The organism is Natrinema sp. CGMCC1.2065 (assembly GCF_051225675.1).
Taxonomy (GTDB): Archaea; Halobacteriota; Halobacteria; order Halobacteriales; family Natrialbaceae; genus Natrinema; species Natrinema thermotolerans.
Window position 1 is genome coordinate 63,271 of the sequence record NZ_JBPJSJ010000008.1, and the last position, 19,986, is coordinate 83,256.

Here is a 19,986-nt window from a genome sequence, read left to right on the forward strand (position 1 = left end):
GTCAGGTGCGCTGTTGATAGCGGTTGCGGATGATGATCGCGATCGAGTTGATCGTTAACAGGACGACCAGCAGGGTGACGACGCCGGCGGCGACGACGCCGTACTGGAACTCCGTCTGGGGATAGGACGCCCAGTTGTAGATCTGGAGCGGCATGGCGCTGACTTTGCTGAAGAAGCTGTTCGGCAGTCCGAACACCGTCGTCGGCGCGGCGATCATGATCAGCGGTGCCGTCTCGCCGATCGCTCGCCCCAGCGCGAGGATCGTCCCGGTCATGATGCCGGGCATCGCCCGCGGCAGGACGACGTTGCGGATCGTCTGCCACTTCGTCGCGCCCATCCCGTAGGACGCCTGTCGCTGCGAATCGGGGACGGCCCGAATCGCCTCCTGGGCGGAGATGATCACGATCGGCAGGATGAGCAAGGCGATGGTGAACGCGGCCGCCAGTACCGTCCCGTAGCCGATGTTGAACAGGCCCACGAACAGGCCAAGTCCCAACAGGCCGTAGACGACCGAGGGGACGCCCGCGAGGTTCGCGATGTTGAGCTGGATAAAGCGGGTGAGATAGCCGTCGTCGGCGTACTCCTCGAGGTAGACCGCGGCGCCGACGCCGAGCGGGAAGGTGACCAGCGCGATCATCAGCATGATCGCGATGGAGCCGACGAGCGCGGGCAGGAATCCGGCCTCGTAGGGGTTGGGGTGTGGCGGGTTCGTGAGGAACTGCCAGTCGAGCCAGCCGACGGCGTCGACGGCGACGTTCAGCAGCAACGCCGCGAGCGACACGATGCCGACGAGCGTCGCCGCGAGCGCGAGCAGTCGGAACGCGACGTCTTTCGTCCGGCTGATGCGTCCGAAGCCGTCGGCGGGCGTCTCTCCGGTGTCGGCCGCCATCAGCGATACACCTCCCGATACCGCGACGCGACGAGTTCACTGATCAGGTTCATGACGAAGGTGATGACGAACAGGGTCAGACCGACCGCGAAGAGGCTCTTGTACGCCGGTCCCTGCCCGACGATGTCGCCGGTGCCGATCTGGACCATCGCGGAGGTCATCGGCTGGATCGAGTCGAGGAACATCCCTGCCGGGTCGGTCAGGTCGATCATCCGCGGCGTCTGGCCCGCGGCGATGGCGACGATCATCGTCTCGCCGATCGCCCGCGAGAGCGCGAGGATAAACGAGGAGAAGATCCCCGACAGCGCCGCCGGCACGACGACCGACGTTGAGACGGTAAACTTCGTCGCGCCGAGCCCGTAACTGGCCTGCCGCAGCGAGTCCGGGACGGCGCTCATCGCGTCCTCGCTGATCGAGGACACCATCGGGATGATCATGATACCGACCATGATCGAGGCCGACAGCGCGTTGAACGTCGAGAGATCGACCGGCAAGATCGTGTCGATCGCCGGCGTGACATAGACCAGCGCGAAGTAGCCGTAGACGACCGTCGGGACGCCGGCGAGTACCTCGAGCGCCGGTTTGAGATATGCCCGCTGTCGATCGGAGGCGTACTCGCTGAGATAGATCGCGGTCAACAATCCGATCGGGAGCGCGACCATCGCCGACCCGATCGTGATGACCAGCGTTCCCGAAATCAGCGGGAGGACGCCGAATGCGATCGGTTCGTTCGTCGGACTCCAGCGCGTGCCGGTGAGGAAGTCGACGAGCGGGATCTGTGCGAAGAAGTCGATCGCGTCGAGCAACAGCGTCAGAATGATCGCGACGGTCGTCAGGATCGACAGGAGCGCACACAGCATGAAGAGATAACGAAAGGCGGTGCCCCGTGCCGTGCGGATCCCGTCGTGGGAGAAGTCCGGCTGGCTCATGCCGTTACCTCCTCGATCGCAGCCTCGAGTTTCTCGAGGTTCTCGTCGCGTTTGTCTTCGGTGAGCGGCACGTAGCCGACCTCCGAGACCAAGTCCGTCGCGGCTCGCTTCATGTAGAACCGGACGAAGTCACGGACGGCCGACTTCTCGAGCGACTCCTTGGCGACGTAGATGAACAGGGGTCGCGAGAGGGGCGTGTACTCGCCGTTCATCGCCGTCTCGATCGACGGCTTGACACAGCCGTCACCGTCGTCGACCGAGATCGCCTTGATCGAGTCCGGATTCTCGCTGTAGAACGAGAAGCCGAAGTACCCCATCGCGTACTCCGAGCCCTGCACTCCTTGTACGATCGTTCGGTCGCGCTCGGTCGCGTGGTAATCGCTGCGGTGGTTCGCTTCCTCGCCGATGATGGCCTCGTTGAAGTAGTCGAACGTGCCGGAGGTCGTCGCGGCCCCGTACAGTTCGAACGGTTCGTCGGGCCACTCGTCGTTGATATCGCTCCAGTGGGTCGCGCCGTCAGCACGCCAGATTTCTCGGAGCTGTTCGACGGTAAGACAGTCGATCCAGTCGGCGTTTGGGTTGACGACGACCGTCAGCGCGTCGGTCGCGATCGGAAACTCGATCGGCGTCACATCGTTGTTCCCACACTGTTCAACCTCGGCGTCAGCGATCGTCCGACTCGCGTTGTTAATGTCGGTCCGTCCCGCACAGAAGAAGTTCCCGAACCCACCGCCGGTTCCGGTCTTACTGAGCGAGAGGTTAACGGTCGGATTTTCCTCGGAAAACGAGGAGGCGATCGCCTCGGTCACGGGGAAGACGGTACTGCTCCCCGCGATGTTTACGTTGTTGCCCTCCGCGGCGAAGACACCGGTACAACCGGCCAACCCGCCGGAGAGGCCAACGCCCGCCGCGGCGAGAAAGTCACGCCGACCGAGTCCGGCCGGCAAAGACGCCGTGGAATCTCTCGACATCACCGGATCGAAGTCACAGAGTAGGTAAGTATACTACTATGAGATCTATATAGCACTATATACTACTGCGGCGATTCACTGGGTCCCAGCCCAGGGCCGGCGACGGCGTCTCGAACGCATACATATGGCAACAGTTGTCACCCACCAATCTAGTGGTGTCTGAAGGTACTTCGGTCCGTCCACTATTCGGCTGAAGACGAGGTGACATATATAGACGAGTCATGCCGAGAACCGAGCGAGAGATGGTGGGCAGTCTCGGGGCCGCTGGTGCCGATGTCGGCGGCGATCCGGTCGGCCGTGGCGTTGTCGCGGTATTCCCCATGAATTCGTTCGAATTGCGCAAACTACGTCAGCAGGGAGCCCACAGCGGACAAAATCAGACGCGACGTGACGTGTCTCTCGGTCGATCGCCGTATAGAGACGACCGTCAGGCAAGCAGCGACGCGTCGTTCTCGAGGGCATACAGCGTTCGAGCGGCGACGTTGACCGCGTGGTCGCCGACGCGTTCGATATCGCGGACGACAACGAGGGTTCGTGAGACGTCCGCGAGAAGGGGGCCGGCGGGGCGACCGCCGCTTCCGGCCCCGGACGATCGGCCCCCGACGCAGTCGTCGGCGTCGCGACGCAACTCGATGAGCCGCCGGACGACGCGCTCGGCGACCGCCACACAGCGGCGATCGAGTTCCGCGTCGCGCTCGGCGACCGCCCGGCAGGCCGCCGGTTCCTCGTCGACGAACGCCTCGACCGCGGTCTCGAGTTGCTCGAGTGCCAGCGCGGCGATCCGCTCGAAGTCCACGTCCGGCAACGCCGGATCCGAGCCGGTTGCGTCGAGCGTGTACTCGGCCAGATTGGTCGCCAGATCGCCCACCCGCTCGAGGTCGGTGACGATCGTGAACGCGGCGACGACGGTCCGGAGGTCACCGGCGACGGGCTGGTACAGCGCCAGCAGGTCGAGACACTCCCGTTCGATTTCGAGATACCGGTCGTTGACCGCGTGGTCCCGCTCGATCACCTCGCGGGCGAGGTCGCGATCGCTCGTAAACAGCGCGGAAAACCCGTCGGCGAGTTGCTCGCGAACGAGATCACCCATCGAGACGACCGTCTCGCGGAGCCGCTCGAGGCGGTGCCGGTAGTCCTCGCGGGTCATCACCCGAACTTGCCGGTGATGTAGTCCTCGACGCGCTCGTGCTCGGGGTTCTGGAAGATCTTGTCCGTGTCGTCGAACTCGACGAGTTCGCCGCCGGTCAGGAAGACCGCGGTCTTATCGGAGATACGGGCCGCCTGCTGCATGTTGTGCGTGACGATGACGACCGTGTACTCCTCGGCCAGATCCTCGATCAAGTCCTCGATCTTCGAGGTCGCGATCGGATCGAGCGCCGAGGCCGGCTCGTCCATCAGGATCACGTCCGGGTCCGGTGCGATCGCCCGCGCGATACAGAGCCGCTGTTGTTGCCCACCCGAGAGGTCCAGCCCGCTCGAGTCCAACTGGTCCTCGACTTCCTCGAGCAACGCGGCCCGCTCGAGGGCGGTTCGGACCGTCTCGTCGACGTCGACGTCCTTCTCCTGTACGTCCAGTCCGAACGCGACGTTGTCCCGGATCGATTTGGGGAAGGGGTTCGGCGTCTGAAAGACCATGCCGATCTTCCGGCGCAGCGCGACGGGGTCGACGTCGTCGTCGTAGACGTTCTTCCCCTCGAAGCGGAGTTCGCCCTCGACGCGAGCGGCGTCGATGAGGTCGTTCATTCGATTGATGGTGCGCAGGAACGTCGATTTCCCGCAGCCCGATGGACCGATGAGCGCCGTGACGCCGTTTTCGGGGATTTCGATGTCGACGCCCTGTAACGCCTGGGCGTCGTCGTAGAAGACGTCGATATCCCGCGCCTCGATCACCGTATCGGCGCCCGCAGGAACGGAGCCACCCTCGACGTCGAGCGAGGAATCGAGTAGTGATCCGCTTGTCGCCTCTGATCCCGCGGTCGGTTCGGAGACCGCCGTTCCGCTGCTGTTCGTTCGCTGTTCGTCACCGTCGTCGGCGTTTCGTGTATCGTTTCGAGTCATTTCAATCGCGTCGCTGGTACTTGTTTCGCAGCAGGATCGCGGTGCCGTTCATCATCAGCAAGACGATGAGCAACACGAGGACCCCGGCCGCGAGGACGCCGTGGTAGAAGTCCGGTTTGGCTAACTGTGCCCACGAGTAGAGCTGTCGTGGCATCGCGCTGAACAGTCCGAAGAACGAGGTCGGCGAGATCCGGACGACCGCCGCGACGCCGACCATCAACAACGGTGCCGTTTCGCCGATGGCGCGGCCGAGCGCGAGGATCGTCCCAGTGAGGATCCCGGGCATCGCCCGCGGCAGAACGACGGTCCGGACCGTCTGCCACTTCGTCGCGCCCATCCCGTAGGCCGCCTGTCGCTGGGAGTCGGGTACCCCCCGGATCGCCTCCTGTGCGGAGACGATGACGATCGGGAGGATCAGCAGCGCGACCGTCAATCCGCCGACGACGACGATCCCGGGCTGCAGGGCGCCAGCCTTGACGAACAGCGCCAGGCCGAGCAGTCCGTAGACCACCGACGGGACCCCGGCGAGGTTCGCGATGTTGATCTCGATGAGTTCGACGACCGACCCGAGTAGTCCGCCGCTCGGCGCGTACTCCTCGAGGTAGATCGCCGCGCCGACGCCGACCGGGAACGCCGCGATCGCGACGACGATGATCATCATCACCGACCCGACGAGCGCGGGATAGATGCCGGCCTCCCGCGGTGTCCGACTGTGCGCGGCGGTCAGGAACTCCCAGTCGAGCCAGACGTTCGGGCCGGCGAACCCGGCCGCGTCAACGACGACGGCACAGACGACTACGCCGGCCGCGATGACGAGCGGCAGCGCGAGTCCGGAGACGCCCTCGCCGCCTCTGAAAACCCGTTCGACGTATAGCCCGACGGGAACGCCGACGACCGTCGTCAGGATGAGCCACGTCGTCCAGGAGACGCCCGCGAGCGGCCCGGCGACGACGCCGAGCGCGGCCGCGGCGATCGTGGCCCCGCCGGCGATCGACCCCGCACGCTCGTTCTCGCGGGCGCGACGGACGTACCAGCCGGCCGCTATCCCGACCGGCACCACGAACGTTCCCAGCAGCGACAGGGGTGCCATCGGGAGAACCGGGAGCGACAGGATCAGCGCACGGAGGCTCGGGACGAGTCCGGGAACCCCGACGATCGTCAGTCCGAGAACGACCACGCCGACCGCGGCCCGCTCGAGCGCACCGGCGTCCCGCGTTCGCTCGTGGACCTCGAGCGCGCCGTAGGCGACGATCGCAGCGATCACGAGCGCGAGCCACTCGTGTGGGCTGACGACATGTCTGAAGACGATACCGACGCCGCCGGCGAGCAGCGCCGCGGCGACGGGCAGTCCGAGCGCCGTGTACGCGACTTCACCCGCCCGTGGATCGGAGCGGTAGTAGTAGAGCGAGAGGACGACCGCCGGGAGCGCGACGGTCGCGACGACCGTCGCCCACCAGGCCGGATCGGCCGTCCCCGGTTCGACCGCGTCGACCGCCACGTAGATGAGAAAGACGAACACGAGGAACAGCGTGAGTACCGTCGCCCCGAGGCAGCTGGCTTTGAACAATAGCCCGCGGAGCTGACTCACTTGTCCGTCCGCGCCGAACCAGGCACCCGTCGACTCGTCGGTCGTCGCCATCAGCGACGCACCCCCGGTGTGGCCGTGGCGTTCGCAGTAATCGTTCGGTTCATTGGTATTCCTCCCTGTATCGAGCGGCGATGCGGTTGCTGAGTAGGTTCATGCTGAACGTAATGGCGAAGAGCGTCAGCCCGATCGCGAACATCGAGTAGTAGCCGGCGGTTCCGCCCGACAGGTCCGTCGTCACCGCCTGCACCATGGCAGCGGTCATCGTCTGCCCGGAATTGAGGAGGTTCGCGAACGGCTGGGACGGGTCGAACATTCGGCCCTGACTGCCGCCGGCGACCACGACGATCATCGTCTCGCCGATCGCCCGCGAGAGCGCCAGAATGTACGAGGAGAAGATCCCCGAGATCGACGCCGGGATGACGATCTTCGTCGAGACCTCGAACTTCGTGGCACCGAGGCCGTATCCCGCCTGGCGTAGCGAGTCCGGCACCGCGCTCATCGCGTCCTCGCTGATCGAGGAGACCATCGGAATGATCATGATCCCGACCATGATCGACGCGGACAGCAGGTTGAACAGGTCCACGTCGAGCCCCAGTTGCTGGAGCCACGGCGTCAGGTACACCAGCGCGAAGAAGCCGTAGACGACGGTCGGGATCCCCGCGAGGATCTCGAGGGCCGGTTTCAGCACCGATCGCATCCGATCGCTCGCGTACTCGCTCAGATAGACCGCGGCCGCCGTGCCGATCGGGATCGCGACGAGCGCCGAGACGATCGTCACGGTCAGTGTGGCAGACACCAGCGGCAGGATACCGAGAATCGGATTTTCGCTCCGCAGAACCCACTCCGTGCCGGTGAAGAAGGCGAGGGGGTCGACGCGGCTAAAGAACTCGACGGCGTCGATCGCCAGCGTAGCGACGATACTGAGCGTCACGAAGACCGTCAGTGCCGCACAGCAGAACAACAACCCGTGGTACAACCGCTCCTTTGCAATTCGTCCGTTCGCCGATCGTGTGAGATCGGCTTCCATTGATGTGTCACTCATTTTCTATTCGGTTTCCCCGAAAAATCGGTCGGCGTTCGCGTTACTCGCCCGCTGCGTCCTCGAGTGCGCTCATGTTCTCATCGACCATGTCCTGGTTCGACGGGACGTAGCCGACGTCGTCGGCGATCCAGTCGGCACTCGAGTTCTCGAGGTAGTAGTTGACGAACTCGTAGACCGGATCTCGCTGGAGTGCGCCCTCGGCGGGGTAGATGAACAACGGTCGGGCCAGCGGGTACGAACCGTCCTGGGCCGCCGACAGGCTCGGCGCGGTCGGCTCGTCGCTTTCGCTCTCCGCGATCGAGAGGGCCTTGACGCGGTCCTTGTTTTCGCTGTAGTAGGCGTAGCCGAAGTACCCCATCGCGTACTGGCTGTTCTCGAGGCCCTGAATGATGGTGTTGTCGTCCTCGGTGCCCTCGTACTCAGTCCGGTGGCCGCCGCCGTTGACGTTCTCGCTGAACCAGTCGTAGGTCCCTGAGGTGGTGTCGGGGCCGTAGAGCTCGAGTTCTTCGTCGGGCCAGTCGGAGTTGATATCGGACCACGTGGTAGCGCTGTCGTCGCCCCAGATCTGCGCCAGCTCGTCGAAGGTCATGCTGTCGACCCAGTCGTTGTCGGGGCTGACCGCAACCGTGAGCGCGTCGCCCGCGATGTGCATCTCGATCGGTGTGACGTCGTTGTCGGCGCAGTGACTCTGCTCCGCTTCCTTGATCGGGCGCGATGCGCCGTTGATGTCGGCGTCACCGGGACAGAAGTGGTTCTCGAAGCCGCCACCGCTGCCGGTCGGGTCGACCGTGACGTTGACCTTCGGGTTCTCCTCCATGAACCGTTCGGCCATCGCGTCGGAGATGGGGAAGACGGTACTTGACCCCTTGACGATGACTTCCCCCGAGAGTTCGTCGTCGCCGTTCCCGCTGCTCGTGTCGCTGCACCCTGCGATCACGGCCGTCCCGGCGGCGCCGGTTGCGGCGATGAACTTCCGTCGCGATACTGCGTCGCGTCCGAACTGGTTGTCTGCCATCACGTGAGTGATTCGAAGGGGTATAAAAAAGGGATGCTATGAATCATATATATGCGTCAGTGATCACATATCTCTATATAGTCCTATTTCGTCGGCAGCGGGAGGGTCGGAGCGCGGTGTCGAGGCGGCGAACCGCAGTCGATCACGTCATCGAACGATCGCAGCCATCGACGCGAATTCGTCGCTGCGGGCATATGGACCGGGAGAATAGCAGTCCAGGATTCGTCGGGCAACGGTCGGTGTGACGGCCCGCTGGGACCACCGCGATCGACTCGTGTCCCCACCGATCCCACCGACCTGCTCGAGGGTACGCCGTTCACGGAGCGGCGACCCGGCTGCCACCTGTATCTATATACTGATCTCGTTCACTACCGGGTAGTCCCGTTCGTGTCCATATGTCGTTCGTATCCCGGGATTAGACGGCGCTGAATCGCCGTTCTATGGGCAACCAACGGCGCTCTATAGACCCGCGTATATTTATGCCCGAGCGGCCGAAGCCCACCGTATGGAGACGCGAAAGGTCCAGGTGACCGGCGGCTCGACGTACACGGTCTCGCTCCCCAAAACGTGGGCGACGGAAAACGACGTCAGCGCCGGGACGACCGTCGAGTTCTACCCCGAAGACGACGCGCTCTTGTTGACCCCTCAGAGCGACACTGAACGACAGGAGGGGAGCCTCGACATTTCGAGTCTCGAGGGCGAGCGGCTGACCCGGGCCGTGATGACGATGTACGTCAGTGGCTTCGACATCATCAGGCTCGAGGCCGGTCGGATCACGACCGACCAGCGGCGGGCGATCCGGGACGCCACGCAGGGGCTGGTCGGCGTCGAGGTTTTGGAGGAGACGACCGACAGTGTGGTCATTCAGGACCTGCTCGACTCCTCGGAACTCTCGATCGTCAACGCCGTGACCCGAATGCGGCTGATCGCCCAGTCGATGCTCGAGGACGCGGTGACGGCGCTGACGGAAAACGACGACGACATCGCCCGCGACGTCATCGAACGGGACGACGACGTCGACCGGCTCTGGCTGGTCGTCTCGCGGATCTTCCGTGCCACCCTGCGATCGCCGCGGGCCGCCGAGGAACTCGGCGTCCCCCGCGAGGACTGCTTCGATTTCCACTCGAGCGCCCGGCAACTCGAGCGCGTCGCCGACCACGCGGCCAAGATCAGCAACATCGCGCTCAAACTCGGTGAGATCCCCGAACCGGTCGCCGAGGCGCTCGAGGAACTGCGAACCGACGCCGCGACGGTGTTGGAGAAGGCGATGGACGCGCTGTTCGCCGAGGGAACCGAGGAGGCGAACCGACTGGGCCACGACGCCCGCGAGGCCGTCCTCGAGATCGACGAACACACCCGCCAGATCGACGACATGCTACGGGATCTGGAACCGGTACAGGCCCAGTCGCTGGGGCTGATCGTCGACTCGCTCTCGCGGAGCGCCGACTACGGCGGGAACATCGCCGAGACGGCGCTGCAGAAGGCCGCTCCGCGGCCCTGATGAAACGATTATACCGCGTGCGCCCATTTCCTGAAGTGGTTTGACGGGAGAGTAGGCGAGAAGAGAAGCGTCCCGCTACTGTGGCAACGGGGAGTCGCCACGCCCTCCCCAGCCGATTCGCTCGTGCCTCCGGCACTCGCTCATCCCTCGCACAGTGTTATCGACCGCCCTCACTATCGTTCGGTCGGCCGACAGCGCGCGCCACCGCATGCCGGTTGCTTGGTTCGAAGTGAGACAGCATCTCCCGTACTGACCGTCCATTTCGGGAGTTATTCGACACTCACGAACGGCTCGATTCGGCGTCCGGCTCGTTCACTTCCGCCCTCCTCCGGGAACGCTTTTTAAGCCCCACCTCCAAAGGAAAACGATGGAACTCGACGATCATGCCGAGGATCTCGCCTCCGACCTCGGTGTCGACAAAGAGGAGGTCAAAGACGACCTGCAGAACTTGGTGGAGTACAGCGTGCCGGTCGACGAGGCCAAACAGAGCCTCCGGCGGAAGTACGGCGACGGGCAGAGCGGCGGCGGCGGGACGCCATCGGCGAAGGACATCGCCGACATCACGCCCGACGACAGCAACGTCACCGTCACGGGCGTCGTCCTGACGGCCGGCGAGCGGTCGATCCGCTATCAGGGTGACGACCACGTCATCGTAGAGGGGCGACTGGCCGACGAGTCCGGCGTCATCGACTACACCGCCTGGGAGGACTTCGGCCTCGAGCCGGGCGAGACGATCACGGCGGGCAACGCCGGGGTCCGTGAGTGGGACGGCGAACCCGAACTCAACCTCGGCGAGAGTACCTCGCTGTCGGTCGATTCGGAGTCGCTCGACGTCCCCTACGAGGTCGGCGGCGAGGCACAACTGGCCGACCTCCGGACCGGCGATCGCGCAGTCAGTATCGAGGTCGACGTCCTCGAGTGCGAGCGCAAGACGATCGACGGCCGCGACGGCGAGACCGATATCCTAAGCGGCGTCTTCGGCGACGAGAGTGGCCGCCTCCCGTTCACGAACTGGGACCCTGCGCCGGAGATCGAGGACGGCGGGACGGTTCGTATCGAGAACGCCTACGTTCAGGAGTTCCGCGGCGTCCCCGAAGTCAACGTCTCGGAGTTCTCGACGGTCACCGCACTCGACCGGCGGATCGAGGTCGGGAGCGATACCTCGACGATGGACGTCGCCGACGCCGTCGGAACCGGCGGTATCTACGACGTCGAGGTCGTGGGGAACCTGCTCGCGGTCCGTGACGGCTCCGGGCTCATCCAGCGCTGTCCCGAATGCTATCGGGTCGTCCAGAAGGGACAGTGCCGGACCCACGGCGACGTCGACGGGATCGACGATCTGCGCGTCAAGGCGATCCTCGACGACGGAACCGGTACCGTCACCGTCGTTCTCGACGACGAACTCACCGAGCGGGTCTACGGCGGCACCCTCGAGGACGCCCTCGAACAGGCCCGCGAAGCCATGGATCAGGAAGTCGTGGCCGACCGGATCCGTGAACACATCGTCGGCCGCGAGTATCGGGTACGCGGCCACCTCTCGGTCGACGAGTACGGCGCGAACTTAGACGCCGAGACGTTCGAGGAGAGCGACGACGATCCGGCCGCGCGTGCGACGGCCTTCCTCGAGGAGGTGGACGCATGAGTGCGAACGACGACGAGGAGGTCCCCGGACGGGAGATCGCCTACCGCCTGTTCGCGGCCGAGTACGACGACGCCTCGCTGTCCTACGCCGAGAGCGACGAGGAACGGGCTCCGAACTACGTGATCTCGCCGACCGGCGCGCGGCTCAACCGCGTCTTCGCGGTCGGCACTCTCACGGAGGTCACGTCGGTCAACGAGGAGATGGTCCGGGCCCGCGTCGTCGACCCGACCGGCGCGTTCGTCGTCTACGCCGGCCAGTACCAGCCCGACGAACTGGCCTTCCTCGAGGGAGTCGAGCCGCCCGAATTCGTCGCGGTAACCGGCAAAGCACGGACCTTCCAGCCCGAGGACGGCGACCAGGTTTACACCTCCCTGCGCCCCGAGAGCATCGCCACGGTCGACGCCGACACTCGGGACCGCTGGGTCGTCAGCGCGGCCGAACAGACCCTCGAACGGATCGGTACCTACGCCGGCGCGGCGGACCTAGACGCGGACGGCGAGGACCTGACCGACGCGCTGCTCGAGGCCGGCGTCGAATCCGGGCTGGCAGCGGGGATCCCGCTCGCACAGGATCACTACGGCACGACGCCGGCGTATCTGGCGGCGCTGCGTGAGTGCGCCCGCGAGGCCTGCGAGGTCGTCGCCGGCGAGCGCGATCAGGTGAGCGGGCTCGACCTCGCGCCCGACGCCACGAGTCCCGAGTACGACGTCTCGTTCGCGTCGCTGGCCGATCTCGACGGCATCGACGCCGACGCGCTCGAGTCCGAGCCGGCGGAACCGATGGCGGCGACGGCCGGCGGGAGCGGGGCGGCAACCGATCCCGACGACGCACACTCGGGCTCCGCGGCGGGGACGGCCACCGAGACCGATTCCGGGACCGAAGACGCCGCGATCGACGTCGACGCCGACGGGACGACGACCGATCAGGGAGAGACCGCGGGTGTGGTCACCGAGGACTCGTCAGTCGAGGACGCCGAATCCGAGACCGCGTCCCTCGAGGCCGACGAACCCGAAACCGAGACGGCGGCCGCTGATACCGCGGCCCCGACTCCCGACGACACCGGCGAGTCGACGAGCCCCGAATCCAACGACGGTGACGCCGACGACGACCTCGGCGACTTCGACGCCGGCGAGATGGACGACGGCGGGATGTACGAGATGGACGACGAGGAGCGTGAACAGCTCGAGGAGGAGTTCGGCGCGGAGTTTACGACCGGTAGCCAGGTCGAGGAGCCCGGCGAGGCAGAGATCGATGTTCCCGAGCCGGACGAACCGGCCGACGACCCCGCGGACGCGCCGGAACCCGACGACGCCGATACGGAGTCCGCGGCCGCCGCTGCGGGCGACTCCGACGACGACGGGCTCGGGGAACCGCCAGAATCCGGTCTCGAGGCCGACAGCGCGAGCGACGCGTCGGAGCCCGACGCCGAGCCGGAGGCGGCGGTGACGGCGGACGAGTCGGCCGACGAGGCGGCAGCCGAGACGGACGACACCGAGAGCGACGCGGAACCGGCCGACGACGTCGACCTCGAGGACTACGTCGTGGAGACGATGGAGGAACTCGACGACGGCGACGGGGCCGACCGGACGGAACTGGTCGAGGCAGTCGCCGACGACACCGGAGCCGCCCCCGAGGACGTCGAGGAGGCTATTCAGGACGCACTGATGGGCGGGCAGTGTTACGAACCCGACGACGAGACGCTGAAAGCGATCTGATCGCGAACGGATGCGCGACGATTCCCGCCGGCGCGACGGGGCCGCACCGTCGAGGCAGCCGCTGGTCGAACCCGTCCCCAACGAACCGGCCGCGACCGCGACGATCGGCCGTGACCGCGCCCTGCTCGTCGCCGACTACCACGCCGGCTACGAGGCGGCGTTGCGGTACGAGCGCGGTGTCGACGTCCCCAGTCAGGCCCCGGACCGCCGGGAGCGCCTCGCTGCCCTGCTCGAGCGGATCCGACCCGACCGACTGGTCGTCTGTGGCGACCTGATGCACTCGATCGGCGATCCGGGCGGGGCCGAACGCGGCGAACTCGAGGTGCTGTTCGAGTCGTTCCCGAGCGACCTCGCGGTCACCGTCGTCAAGGGCAACCACGACGGCCGGATCGAGACGTGGCTCGGCGAGAGCGACGATATCAGTGCGACGGTCGAGGTTGTCGCCGGCGCGGGTGTTGCCCGCGGCGACGTCGGCGTCTGTCACGGCCACACCTGGCCCTCGCGGGCCGTCCTCGAGAGCGACGTGGTCTGTCTGGGACACGAACACCCCTGTGTCAGACTCGAGGACGAGGTCGGCGGGAGCCGCGTCGAGCGAGCGTGGCTGCGGGGGCGACTCGCTCCGGAGCCGTTTCGCGACCGGTCGGAATACAAGGGCGTGTCGTGGCTCGAAGGGGCGGCCGAGCCGCCGCGAGCCGTAGTGATCCCCGCGTTCAACGAACTGGTCGGCGGGACGTGGACCAACGTCGCCGGCCAGTCGTTTCTCTCGCCGTTCCTTCCCACGGGGCTGGCCGACGGCGAGGCGTACCTGCTCGACGGGACCCGGCTCGGTCCCTACGAGTCGGTCTGATTCGACGGCGGGACCCCTACGATCCGATCGAAACGTTTCAATTAAAAACTATTTTGGCGAGAGAGGCCCAACGAGGGATATGTCCCTCCGGAAGCCATCGGCTGCGTTCTTTTCGATCGTCCTCGGCGGATACGTCGGGGCACTCACGCTGTGTGCGACCAGCCGCGTCCTCGGCGCGGCGTACACGGCGTTGTGGCCCGTCGCGATCGGTGCGTGTGCCGGGCTGATCGCGGCCGGCTGGTGCCATACGCGGTCCGCACTCGCGACGACACTCGTCCGAACGCGGTTGTACGCCCTCCCGGTCGCGGTGATCGTCGCCGGAGCCGCCGTCGTCCCGGTCCTCCCGGCGGTCGGCGTGCGCGGCCTCGAGCCGTGGCTCGGGTCGTGGTTCGTGGAGATCGTCGTCTTCAGTTTCGGCGGCGCGGCCGTCTATCTGGTCACGGTAAACCGCCACGTCACCGCGCTCCGCGAACGGGGGTCGGTACTGGCCGAGTGGCATGCGCGGCCGGACCGTCGGTATCGGTGGCTGCTTCGCGCTGGCGGGCTCGTTCTCGGCTGCAGCCTCCTCGTCGTCGGGTTCGCGCTCGTCTTCGTCCTCGAGCCGAGCGTCAATCCGCTGCCCGCGTTCGGCGGTGCCCTGATCGGACAGGCGATCACCGCCGGCCGACCGCGAACCTACACGCTGTTCGAGAGCGGGCTGTGCGTCCACCGGTCGGGGACGATCAACTATCAGTTCGTTCCCCGATCGCAGTTACGGGCGGTCGATCTCGCCGCCGACCGACTCGAGATCGGACGCGGGCTTCCGTGGCCGCTCCCGATCCGGTGTGCCACGGCGACGATGGCCCGCCCGGAGCGGGTCGCGGACGCGCTCGGGCGAGTCCTCGAGTCCGCACCGGCGGCCGACTGACGCCCTTCCACCGTGTCGGGCGGCGGACGCCGCCTACCGTCGGACCGTCTCCGATCTGATCTCGTCGCCCTCGCGCCACTGGAAGTAGTAGTACTCGGTGCCGGCGATCTCGGTCACCGAGACGCTCGCCCGCTCGGGGACGCCGTCGGGATACGCGGCCGGCTCGCCGTCCGCCGGGGACGGTTCGTCTTCCCCGTCGGTCCCGCCCGCTTTCCACGCCGCCAGTTCCTCGAGGTACTCGCTCGCCGCGCGGAGCGCCGCCGGCTCCCGGGTCGCGAGTTCGTCGAGCGCCTCGTGGCCAACGCGGTCTAGCTCCGTCGGGGGGCTCGGTCGCTCGTCCGCGGTCATACTCGCTGCTGGGAACCGACGGTCCCTAAAACTCGTCGTTCCGCTCGAGCGGGTCACGGACCGTTCAGTGACGCGGTATCACGGGCCATATCAGGTCCTAGTATCCATTAGTACCCCAACTACGTGTGAATTTATATACACGAACGGGGTGGCTGGGAGTGACAATGGTTTCACAGAAGCAACAGCAAAAAGCGTTCGATCCGGTTCCGGACGACCTCGAGTCGGCCCGTGCGAAGTTGGTGTACCTCTACCTCGAGGTGGCGGAAGGCGCGACGATCGAGGAAGTTGGAGAGATACTGGCGATGAAGAAGATCAACGTCCTGAGCGTGTTGCACTCGCTGGTCGACGCCGGCCACGTCGAAAAACGGGAGTCGGCCTACATCGTTGCGAACTGAGCGGGCGACGACGAGCCGCGGAGACGGGAGCGTCGGCTGACTGACGACTGGCGGGACGGAAATCGGTTTCTCGGCGTGCCGTCGCGGTCGCCGGTTCATACGGTCTCCTGTCCGTCAGTACTGGTGGGACCGCAGGACGGTCGCGGTCCCACCGGGACATCGGGACAGCAAACCGTCTCAGAAGGTCTCGAGGTAGCGGTCGATCTCCCACTGGGAGACGTCGACGAGGTAGTCCTCGAACTCCTGGCTCTTGGCCTCGACGAACTTCGGCCCGACGTGGTCGCCGAGCGTCTCGTAGATGACCTCGTCCTCCTCGAGGGCCTCGACGGCTTCGCCGAGGTTGGTCGGCAGCGTGTCGATGCCGTACTCCTCGCGTTTTGCCTCGTCGAACTCGTAGATGTTCTCCCGGATCGGGTCGGGACACTCGAGGTCGCGTTCGATCCCGTCGAGGCCGGCGCTGATGAGCGCGGCGAGCGCGAGATAGGGGTTACAGGACGGGTCGGGGAAGCGGGCCTCGATGCGGGAGGCCGCCGGGACCCGCGCGGCCGGCTTGCGGATCAGTGCGGAGCGGTTGCGGTCGGACCACGCCACGTAGACCGGTGCTTCGTAGCCGGGCACCAGTCGCTTGTAGCTGTTGACGGTGGGGTTCGAGACGGCCGTGATCGCCGGTGCGTGTTCGAGGATCCCGGCGATAAATGACTGTGCGGTCTCCGAGAGGTCGAACTGGCCGTCCTCGTCGTGGAAGGCGTTCTCGCCGTCCTCGAACAGCGAGAGGTGGGTGTGCATTCCCGAGCCGTTGATGCGCGGGATCGGCTTGGGCATGAAGGTGGCGTGCTGGCCGTGCTGAGCGGCGATCGCGCGGACTACTGTGCGGAAGGTCCCGACGTTGTCGGCCGTCGCGAGCGCGTCGTCGTACTCGAAGTTGATCTCGTGTTGGCCCTTAGCGACTTCGTGGTGGCTCGCTTCGATCTCGAAGCCCATCTCCTCGAGGCCGTAGATGATGTCGCGGCGAACGTCGCTGGCGAGGTCCTTCGGCGCGAGGTCGAAGTAGCCGCCGTGATCGCCGGTCTCGGTCGTGGCGCGGCCGTCCTCGTCTTCCTCGAACAGGAAGAACTCCGGCTCGGGCGCAGCGTTGACGGTATATCCCATCTCGTCGGCGCGCTCGAGAGTGTTCTTGAGGACGCGGCGCGGGTCGCCCTCGAAGGGTTCGCCCGTCGAGGTGTCGATGACGTCACAGATCATCCGGGCCGAGGCCCCGTCCTCGCGGTTTTGCCACGGCAGGACCGCGAACGTCTCAGGGTCGGGCTTGAGCCGCATGTCCGATTCCTGAATGCGGACGAACCCCTCGATCGAGGAGCCGTCGAAGTAGATTCCCTCGGTGAAGGCCTTCTCGGCCTGTCGAGCCGGCACGGAGACGTTCTTGACCGTTCCCAGAATGTCCGTGAACTGCAGGCGAAGGAAGTCGATGTCTTTCGCCTCGATTTCGTCCAGTACCTCCTCTTCGGTAGCGGTTAGGTTCCCGTTCGTCATCTTCTGCTCGCCTATGCCAACGGATTCTACTATTAAAGCTCTACTGTTGTGGGCGAATATACGCAAATGTAGCAAAAAGTGGCCGTACGTCGATTATAATAGGTAATATTCGGTGGGTGGCTGACATCGGCAGGAAGACGGCGATGAAATTGAATAGTTGTGGAGCGGCCGCGTCCCAGCCGCCGGCAATCAGCACCGAGATCGGGTACCTGGATCGAGAAATATCAGAAGGTAGATTGCTTGGATTCGAGCAGGTGCCGGACCGTCACCGGCGTTCGAACCGCCCGCTCCCACGCTGCCACTGGTTCGGACGACGGCCGCTCACGTGACCGTTCCGTCCGGCGCGGGCGCTTCGTGAGCGTCGTCTCACACTCCGGACAGACGTACGCGACGCAACGCTTTCGCGACTGGAACACCCAGTCGCCGTCGATCGGACTCGAGTGATCACACTCCCAGCAAAACAGCGTCACCTTTCTCAGTGTCGACGTGCCGTCGTCGTGGGCAGTTGTGGGCCGGGTCATCGAGCGTGGGTACAGGACCGACGCATAAAGTTACACTCCGTGCAGCGTTCACACAATACAGCGAAACGGTGAATCCGGTCCGCGACAACGTCTCCACATGTTCGAAATGAGACGCGTTCACACCGGACAATCGCGTGGCCATCCGACGCGACCGTCGCTCGAGGGTCACCGTCCGTCAGGGGTTTCAGCGACCGAGTCGTACCTGGGATATGGCCGCGACCAGTAAACCGCGTCAGCTCGAGACCGGCGACGACGTAGACGAGTTCGTGGCGAGTCACGACGTCGCGCTCGTGGAGTTCTACACGAGCGGCTGTGCGCTGTGTCAGGCGATGGAACCGGTCCTCGGCAACGTCGCTCGCGCAACCGATGTCTCGATCGGGATGGTCAATCCCGGCGACGACATCGGCCTCGTCGACCGGTTCGACATCCGGTCGGTACCGACTCTGATCCTGTTCGAGGACGGCGAGGAGGTCGCGCGGCTGGCCGACGGATTCCAGGGCGGCGATGCAGTCACCGACTTCCTCGAGTCGAACGTTCCCGAAGCAGTCGACGCCGACTGACCGGCTCCCAAGGTCCGCCGCACGTCCGAGAACCCTTATGCCCGCTCGCTCGCATGCCTTTCCTATGCCCGACGACGAGGGGGCAGATCTGCTCGCGCTCCGCTGTAACGCCGTCGCCGAACTGGACCAGGCGGCGGTCCGCGACGCCCTCGCGTACTTCGGTCCGGACCTCGTCTACGTCGTTCGGGAGTCGTCTGACGTCCGCGTCGTGAGCCGGGTCCGACGGGCCGCCGACTGTCCCGTCGTCGCCGCTGCCGGCCCCGCGGAGATCCGGGCCGAAACCGTCGCGGGGACCTCGTTCGTCTTCGCATCGTCGGCGTCCCTGCTGGCGGACGCGCCACCCGCCGACTACGTCGTCTGTGACGACCTCGAGCCGACGACCGACGCCGTCGCGCTCGAGGCAACGCTCGCCGGCCGTGAGACGATCGGCCGCTATCGCGCTCGCTCGAGCCGAGAGACGACGTTTCTAACCGGCGCGCTCACAGCGAGCTACGACCACGTCTGGGAAACGACGGTCGACGGTGATCCGGTCCGGTTGCCGATCCGCGGGGTCGCTCCGCTGGAACGGTCGGGAGCGGTCGAACTCGCTTGCCTCACCTGCGGCCGAACCGGCTCGGTCGCGGTGTCGTCGGTCCCGGCCGACAGGTTCGGACTGGGGGCGCTGTCGGGCGTCGGTCCGACGATAGCCCGGCGGCTCCGGGACACCGGCTACGGGACGCGCGCAGCCGTCGCCACGGCGTCCGCGACGGAACTGTCCTCGATCGACGGGATCGGCCCGTCGACCGCCCGCGAGATCGTCCACAGCGCGCGAGCGCTCGCCGACGGCCGCGTCGTCCGGACGACGGCGGATCCGCTCCCGCCGACCGACGACGCGACGCCGCTGTTCGTCGACATCGAAACCGACGGGCTCCGGCCGACGATCGTCTGGTTGATCGGCGTCTACGACCCCGACCGGGAGGCGTACGTCGACTTCGTGGACACCGAGCCGTCCCGCGAGGACCCGGGGCAAGCGACCCGCGAGTTCGTCTCGTGGCTGGCCGCCGAGTACGATGCCCCCTCGCTGGTCGCGTGGAACGGCCACGGGTTCGATTACGACCACCTCGAGCGCTTTATCGCCCGCTACGCGCCCGAGTACCGCGCGTACTGGCGCGATCACGTCTCGACGTACGACCCCTACGACTGGGCGGTCCGCCGGGACAATGCCGTCCTGCCGGGCCGAACGAACCGGCTCGAGGACGTGGCCGCCGCACTGGGTCGGGACCGAACGGGGGCCGCGGCCGCGCTCGACGGCAAAACGCTGGCCGAGCGGATCCGGCGGCTGCTCGAGGGCTCGAGTAGTGCGGACGGGGGATCCGGATCGGAGGGGGCGACCATCGACTGGACGGCCGCCCGCCGGTACTGCGAGGCGGACGTTCGCGAACTGGCCGCGGTCTACGAGGCGATCGCGGCGGCCCCGACTGCGACTGCATCGCCGGATGCGGACGGATCCACAGCGGAAACGACACAGACCGGACTCACCGACTTCTAA

The 19,986-nt window shown here is 66.0% G+C and carries 19 protein-coding genes; 8 read left to right on the forward strand and 11 right to left on the reverse strand.

Annotated elements, in window-relative coordinates:
- Position 1 precedes the first annotated feature (1 nt).
- From pstA (ACSBP4_RS10235) to ACSBP4_RS10270, 8 genes are all read right to left on the reverse strand, one after another.
- Entirely contained in the window at positions 2–889 is an 888-nt protein-coding gene (pstA, locus tag ACSBP4_RS10235) for a phosphate ABC transporter permease PstA (protein WP_006649478.1), read from the reverse strand.
- On the reverse strand, positions 889–1,818 hold the full coding sequence (pstC, locus tag ACSBP4_RS10240) for a phosphate ABC transporter permease subunit PstC (RefSeq protein WP_006649479.1): 930 nt from the start codon (positions 1,816–1,818) through the stop codon (positions 889–891). Before pstC (ACSBP4_RS10240) ends, pstA (ACSBP4_RS10235) begins: the two co-directional genes overlap by 1 nt.
- On the reverse strand, positions 1,815–2,789 hold the full coding sequence (locus tag ACSBP4_RS10245; protein WP_049905684.1) for a PstS family phosphate ABC transporter substrate-binding protein: 975 nt from the start codon (positions 2,787–2,789) through the stop codon (positions 1,815–1,817). Before ACSBP4_RS10245 ends, pstC (ACSBP4_RS10240) begins: the two co-directional genes overlap by 4 nt.
- Positions 2,790–3,216: 427 nt before the next feature.
- Entirely contained in the window at positions 3,217–3,936 is a 720-nt protein-coding gene (gene phoU, locus ACSBP4_RS10250; RefSeq protein ID WP_435552143.1) for a phosphate signaling complex protein PhoU, read from the reverse strand.
- Positions 3,936–4,847, reverse strand: a complete 912-nt coding sequence (pstB, locus tag ACSBP4_RS10255; protein ID WP_049966243.1) for a phosphate ABC transporter ATP-binding protein PstB — start codon at positions 4,845–4,847, stop codon at positions 3,936–3,938. Before pstB ends, phoU begins: the two co-directional genes overlap by 1 nt.
- A gap of 1 nt (position 4,848) precedes the next feature.
- Entirely contained in the window at positions 4,849–6,486 is a 1,638-nt protein-coding gene (pstA, locus tag ACSBP4_RS10260; protein WP_049966242.1) for a phosphate ABC transporter permease PstA, read from the reverse strand.
- Between the two features lie 49 nt (positions 6,487–6,535).
- Entirely contained in the window at positions 6,536–7,477 is a 942-nt protein-coding gene (gene pstC / locus ACSBP4_RS10265; RefSeq protein WP_049966241.1) for a phosphate ABC transporter permease subunit PstC, read from the reverse strand.
- A 40-nt stretch (positions 7,478–7,517) separates the two neighbouring features.
- A complete protein-coding gene (locus ACSBP4_RS10270; RefSeq protein WP_049966240.1) occupies positions 7,518–8,492 on the reverse strand; it encodes a PstS family phosphate ABC transporter substrate-binding protein in 975 nt (324 codons plus the stop codon).
- A 505-nt stretch (positions 8,493–8,997) separates the two neighbouring features.
- Between ACSBP4_RS10270 and ACSBP4_RS10275 the strand changes: the two genes are divergently transcribed.
- The 5 genes from ACSBP4_RS10275 (at position 8,998) to ACSBP4_RS10295 (ending at position 15,104) form a co-directional block, all read left to right on the forward strand.
- Positions 8,998–9,993, forward strand: a complete 996-nt coding sequence (locus ACSBP4_RS10275) for a PhoU domain-containing protein (RefSeq protein WP_435552144.1) — start codon at positions 8,998–9,000, stop codon at positions 9,991–9,993.
- Positions 9,994–10,360: 367 nt separating this feature from the next.
- Entirely contained in the window at positions 10,361–11,635 is a 1,275-nt protein-coding gene (locus tag ACSBP4_RS10280; protein WP_435552145.1) for a Single-stranded DNA binding protein, read from the forward strand.
- Entirely contained in the window at positions 11,632–13,350 is a 1,719-nt protein-coding gene (locus ACSBP4_RS10285; protein ID WP_435552146.1) for a hypothetical protein, read from the forward strand. The genes ACSBP4_RS10280 and ACSBP4_RS10285 overlap by 4 nt, the downstream gene beginning before the upstream one ends.
- Positions 13,351–13,360: 10 nt before the next feature.
- Positions 13,361–14,197: a metallophosphoesterase gene (locus ACSBP4_RS10290; protein ID WP_435552147.1), complete on the forward strand. Its 837-nt coding sequence runs from the start codon at positions 13,361–13,363 to the stop codon at positions 14,195–14,197.
- 79 nt (positions 14,198–14,276) lie between these two features.
- Complete coding sequence (locus tag ACSBP4_RS10295) at positions 14,277–15,104, forward strand: hypothetical protein (protein ID WP_435552148.1); 828 nt, start codon at positions 14,277–14,279, stop codon at positions 15,102–15,104.
- Positions 15,105–15,137: 33 nt separating this feature from the next.
- Here the strand turns inward: ACSBP4_RS10295 and ACSBP4_RS10300 are convergent, their stop codons facing one another.
- Complete coding sequence (locus ACSBP4_RS10300; RefSeq protein ID WP_435552149.1) at positions 15,138–15,452, reverse strand: hypothetical protein; 315 nt, start codon at positions 15,450–15,452, stop codon at positions 15,138–15,140.
- A gap of 164 nt (positions 15,453–15,616) precedes the next feature.
- Between ACSBP4_RS10300 and ACSBP4_RS10305 the strand changes: the two genes are divergently transcribed.
- Positions 15,617–15,847, forward strand: a complete 231-nt coding sequence (locus ACSBP4_RS10305) for a MarR family transcriptional regulator (RefSeq protein ID WP_435552150.1) — start codon at positions 15,617–15,619, stop codon at positions 15,845–15,847.
- Between the two features lie 177 nt (positions 15,848–16,024).
- On the opposite strand, the gene glnA is transcribed toward ACSBP4_RS10305, so the two are convergent.
- Together glnA and ACSBP4_RS10315 are read right to left on the reverse strand one after the other, a co-directional pair.
- Positions 16,025–17,377, reverse strand: a complete 1,353-nt coding sequence (glnA, locus tag ACSBP4_RS10310; protein WP_006179776.1) for a type I glutamate--ammonia ligase — start codon at positions 17,375–17,377, stop codon at positions 16,025–16,027.
- 224 nt (positions 17,378–17,601) lie between these two features.
- Complete coding sequence (locus ACSBP4_RS10315) at positions 17,602–17,898, reverse strand: hypothetical protein (RefSeq protein WP_435552151.1); 297 nt, start codon at positions 17,896–17,898, stop codon at positions 17,602–17,604.
- A gap of 209 nt (positions 17,899–18,107) precedes the next feature.
- Between ACSBP4_RS10315 and ACSBP4_RS10320 the strand changes: the two genes are divergently transcribed.
- Together ACSBP4_RS10320 and ACSBP4_RS10325 are read left to right on the forward strand one after the other, a co-directional pair.
- A complete protein-coding gene (locus ACSBP4_RS10320; protein WP_006649495.1) occupies positions 18,108–18,458 on the forward strand; it encodes a thioredoxin family protein in 351 nt (116 codons plus the stop codon).
- A 64-nt stretch (positions 18,459–18,522) separates the two neighbouring features.
- Positions 18,523–19,986, forward strand: a complete 1,464-nt coding sequence (locus ACSBP4_RS10325; protein WP_435552152.1) for a ribonuclease H-like domain-containing protein — start codon at positions 18,523–18,525, stop codon at positions 19,984–19,986.

Coding starts and splice junctions, on each gene's coding strand:
- pstA (WP_006649478.1), bottom strand. CDS start 889: ATGGCGGCCGACACCGGAGAGACGCCCGCCGACGGCTTCGGACGCATC.
- pstC (WP_006649479.1), bottom strand. CDS start 1,818: ATGAGCCAGCCGGACTTCTCCCACGACGGGATCCGCACGGCACGGGGC.
- ACSBP4_RS10245 (WP_049905684.1), bottom strand. CDS start 2,789: ATGTCGAGAGATTCCACGGCGTCTTTGCCGGCCGGACTCGGTCGGCGT.
- phoU (WP_435552143.1), bottom strand. CDS start 3,936: ATGACCCGCGAGGACTACCGGCACCGCCTCGAGCGGCTCCGCGAGACG.
- pstB (WP_049966243.1), bottom strand. CDS start 4,847: ATGACTCGAAACGATACACGAAACGCCGACGACGGTGACGAACAGCGA.
- pstA (WP_049966242.1), bottom strand. CDS start 6,486: ATGGCGACGACCGACGAGTCGACGGGTGCCTGGTTCGGCGCGGACGGA.
- pstC (WP_049966241.1), bottom strand. CDS start 7,477: ATGAGTGACACATCAATGGAAGCCGATCTCACACGATCGGCGAACGGA.
- ACSBP4_RS10270 (WP_049966240.1), bottom strand. CDS start 8,492: ATGGCAGACAACCAGTTCGGACGCGACGCAGTATCGCGACGGAAGTTC.
- ACSBP4_RS10275 (WP_435552144.1), top strand. CDS start 8,998: ATGGAGACGCGAAAGGTCCAGGTGACCGGCGGCTCGACGTACACGGTC.
- ACSBP4_RS10280 (WP_435552145.1), top strand. CDS start 10,361: ATGGAACTCGACGATCATGCCGAGGATCTCGCCTCCGACCTCGGTGTC.
- ACSBP4_RS10285 (WP_435552146.1), top strand. CDS start 11,632: ATGAGTGCGAACGACGACGAGGAGGTCCCCGGACGGGAGATCGCCTAC.
- ACSBP4_RS10290 (WP_435552147.1), top strand. CDS start 13,361: ATGCGCGACGATTCCCGCCGGCGCGACGGGGCCGCACCGTCGAGGCAG.
- ACSBP4_RS10295 (WP_435552148.1), top strand. CDS start 14,277: ATGTCCCTCCGGAAGCCATCGGCTGCGTTCTTTTCGATCGTCCTCGGC.
- ACSBP4_RS10300 (WP_435552149.1), bottom strand. CDS start 15,452: ATGACCGCGGACGAGCGACCGAGCCCCCCGACGGAGCTAGACCGCGTT.
- ACSBP4_RS10305 (WP_435552150.1), top strand. CDS start 15,617: ATGGTTTCACAGAAGCAACAGCAAAAAGCGTTCGATCCGGTTCCGGAC.
- glnA (WP_006179776.1), bottom strand. CDS start 17,377: ATGACGAACGGGAACCTAACCGCTACCGAAGAGGAGGTACTGGACGAA.
- ACSBP4_RS10315 (WP_435552151.1), bottom strand. CDS start 17,898: ATGACCCGGCCCACAACTGCCCACGACGACGGCACGTCGACACTGAGA.
- ACSBP4_RS10320 (WP_006649495.1), top strand. CDS start 18,108: ATGGCCGCGACCAGTAAACCGCGTCAGCTCGAGACCGGCGACGACGTA.
- ACSBP4_RS10325 (WP_435552152.1), top strand. CDS start 18,523: ATGCCCGACGACGAGGGGGCAGATCTGCTCGCGCTCCGCTGTAACGCC.